Annotated in this window: 2 rRNA genes (1 of these 2 cut by a window edge); both read left to right on the plus strand. The window is 58.6% G+C overall.

The features are described 5' to 3' along the window. Nucleotides 1-3,051, plus strand: a 23S ribosomal RNA gene (locus FREUN1FDRAFT_RS37505); it begins 30 nt to the left of the window's first position. Between the two features lie 74 nt (nt 3,052-3,125). Next, nucleotides 3,126-3,242: ribosomal RNA gene (gene rrf, locus FREUN1FDRAFT_RS37510) — 5S ribosomal RNA — on the plus strand. The last annotated feature ends 375 nt before the right edge of the window (nt 3,243-3,617 follow it).

A 3,617-nucleotide genomic window follows, 5' to 3' on the forward strand; every position in this document is an offset into this window, starting at 1 on the left:
CCTTGGCACCAGGAGCCGATGAAGGACGTGGGAGGCTGCGATATGCCTCGGGGAGCTGTCAACCGAGCTGTGATCCGAGGATTTCCGAATGGGGAAACCCGGCAGGGCTTTAAATCCTGTCACCCGTGCCTGAACACATAGGGCATGTGGAGGGAACGTGGGGAAGTGAAACATCTCATTACCCACAGGAAGAGAAAACAACCGTGATTCCGCGAGTAGTGGTGAGCGAAAGCGGATGAGGCTAAACCAGTTTCGTGTGATAGCCGGCAGGCGTTGCGTGGCTGGGGTTGTGGGACTGTTCGGGCAGGGCTGCCGCTCTGTCGAGGAGTAAGAAAGCGTGTTGTTAGCCGAAGGTCATGCGAATGGACCGCCATAGAGGGTAACAGCCCTGTAGGTGAAAACGGCACGTCTCCTGAACAGTTTCCCAAGTAGCACGGAGCCCGTGAAATTCCGTGTGAATCTGGCGGGACCACCCGCTAAGCCTAAATACTCCCTGGTGACCGATAGCGGACTAGTACCGTGAGGGAAAGGTGAAAAGTACCCCGGGAGGGGAGTGAAATAGTACCTGAAACCGTGTGCCTACAATCCGTGGGGGCTGGGCTTTTCGGAGCCTGGTGACCGCGTGCCTTTTGAAGAATGAGCCTGCGAGTTTGCGGTGTGTGGCGAGGTTAACCCGTGTGGGGTAGCCGTAGCGAAAGCGAGTCCGAATAGGGCGTTGAGTCGCATGTCCAAGACCCGAAGCCGAGTGATCTACCCATGGCCAGGTTGAAGCGCGGGTAAGACCGTGTGGAGGACCGAACCCACCAGGGTTGAAAACCTGGGGGATGAGCTGTGGGTAGGGGTGAAAGGCCAATCAAACTCGGTGATAGCTGGTTCTCCCCGAAATGCATTTAGGTGCAGCGTTGCGTGTTTCTTGCCGGAGGTAGAGCACTGGATGGCCTAGGGGGCCCACAAGCTTACTGAAGTCAGCCAAACTCCGAATGCCGGTAAGTGAAGCGTGGCAGTGAGACTGCGGGGGATAAGCTTCGTAGTCGAGAGGGAAACAGCCCAGATCGCCAGCTAAGGCCCCTAAGCGTGCGCTAAGTGGAAAAGGATGTGGAGTCGCATAGACAACCAGGAGGTTGGCTTAGAAGCAGCCACCCTTGAAAGAGTGCGTAATAGCTCACTGGTCAAGTGATTCCGCGCCGACAATGTAGCGGGGCTCAAGCGCACCGCCGAAGCTGCGGCATACACGTTGTGTATGGGTAGGGGAGCGTCGTGTGGCGAGTGAAGCGGCGGGGTGACCCAGCCGTGGACGCTACACGAGTGAGAATGCAGGCATGAGTAGCGAATGACGGGTGAGAATCCCGTCCGCCGAATGACCAAGGGTTCCTGGGGCAGGCTTTTCCGCCCAGGGTGAGTCGGGACCTAAGGCGAGGCCGACAGGCGTAGTCGATGGACAACGGGTTGATATTCCCGTACCGGCGCTGACGCGCCCATGCTGAACCTGGTTGTGCTAACCGTTCTGGTTCTTGTTCTGCTTTCGGGTAGGGCTTGGGCTGGTCGGGATCCCGGCTGGTAGTAGGCAAGCGATGGGGTGACGCAGGAGGATAGTCCAACCCAGGAGGTGGTTTTCCTGGGGCAAGGGTGTAGGGCGAGACGTAGGCAAATCCGCGTTTCGTGTGCCTGAGACCTGATGCCGAGCCGATTGTGGCGAAGTGGGTGATTCCATGCTGCCGAGAAAAGCCTCTAGCGAGTGTCAGGGCCGCCCGTACCCTAAACCGACACAGGTGGTCAGGTAGAGAATACCGAGGCGTGCGAGTGAACTGTGGTTAAGGAACTCGGCAAAATGCCCCCGTAACTTCGGGAGAAGGGGGGCCACTTCCTGTGTAGGAGTTTTCCTCCGAAGCGGGGAGGGGCCGCAGAGACCAGGGGAAAGCGACTGTTTACTAAAAACACAGCTCCGTGCGAAGTCGTAAGACGATGTATACGGAGTGACGCCTGCCCGGTGCTGGAACGTTAAGGGGACGGGTTAGCTCTTCGGGGCGAAGCTCAGAACTTAAGCGCCAGTAAACGGCGGTGGTAACTATAACCATCCTAAGGTAGCGAAATTCCTTGTCGGGTAAGTTCCGACCTGCACGAATGGCGTAACGACTTTCCTACTGTCTCAACCACAGACTCGGCGAAATTGCACTACGAGTAAAGATGCTCGTTACGCGCGGCAGGACGGAAAGACCCCGGGACCTTTACTACAGCTTGATATTGGTGTTCGGTTCGGTTTGTGTAGGATAGGTGGGAGACTGTGAAGCTGGGACGCCAGTTCCGGTGGAGTCGTTGTTGAAATACCACTCTGGTCGTACTGGATGTCTAACCTCGGTCCGTGATCCGGATCAGGGACAGTGTCAGGTGGGTAGTTTAACTGGGGCGGTTGCCTCCTAAAGGGTAACGGAGGCGCCCAAAGGTTCCCTCAGCCTGGTTGGCAATCAGGTGTTGAGTGCAAGTGCACAAGGGAGCTTGACTGTGAGACAGACATGTCGAGCAGGTGCGAAAGCAGGGACTAGTGATCCGGCGGTGGCTTGTGGAAGCGCCGTCGCTCAACGGATAAAAGGTACCCCGGGGATAACAGGCTGATCTTGCCCAAGAGTCCATATCGACGGCAAGGTTTGGCACCTCGATGTCGGCTCGTCGCATCCTGGGGCTGGAGTAGGTCCCAAGGGTTGGGCTGTTCGCCCATTAAAGCGGTACGCGAGCTGGGTTTAGAACGTCGTGAGACAGTTCGGTCCCTATCCGCCGCGCGCGCAGGAGACTTGAGAAGGGCTGTCCCTAGTACGAGAGGACCGGGACGGACGAACCTCTGGTGTGCCAGTTGTTCTGCCAAGGGCATGGCTGGTTGGCTACGTTCGGAAGGGATAACCGCTGAAAGCATCTAAGCGGGAAGCTCGCTTCAAGATGAGGTCTCCCACAGGGTAGCCTGGTAAGGCCCCCGACTAGATGATCGGGTTGATAGGCCGGAGGTGGAAGTGCGGTGACGCATGGAGCTGACCGGTACTAATAGGCCGAGGGCTTGACTACTTGTAAGATTCTGCTGTTTTGCGTCCACTGTGCGGTTCTCGGGCTGCGACCGGATGGGTCGGGTCTGATAGTGTTTCGGTGGCTTTGGCGAAGGGGAAACGCCCGGTTCCATTCCGAACCCGGTAGCTAAGCCCTTCAGCGCCGATGGTACTGCGCGGGGGACCGCGTGGGAGAGTAGGACGCCGCCGGACTTCTTTCCGATGGGGTTGTTTCTGGCTTTAGGGCCGGGGGCAGCCCCATCGGTATTTCTGCGTTCACCACAGGACCCGCTCGCTCGGTGCTCGACGGGTCCGCCGGGGATGCTGCGGCGCCGCCCGGCACCGGCGATCCATGCCTATAGGTGTATATGGGACAGGGTGCCACTTGGTGATCCGCAAGATCTGAGGATTTCGGCTGTTGCAGCAGCCGAAGTTTTCTGTTCTTGCTCGGAAGCGGCGGCGGCGGCGTCGGAAGCGGCGGCATCGCCGGATCTGCCGTCGCCCTGGGTCTCGCTGCCGACTCCCTGGTAGCCGCGATCATCGGATCCTCGCCCTGCGGCAACGGGATGCCGGCACATCGTGCGGTCG

The organism is Parafrankia sp. EUN1f, assembly GCF_000177675.1.
Classification (GTDB): Bacteria; Actinomycetota; Actinomycetes; order Frankiales; family Frankiaceae; genus Parafrankia.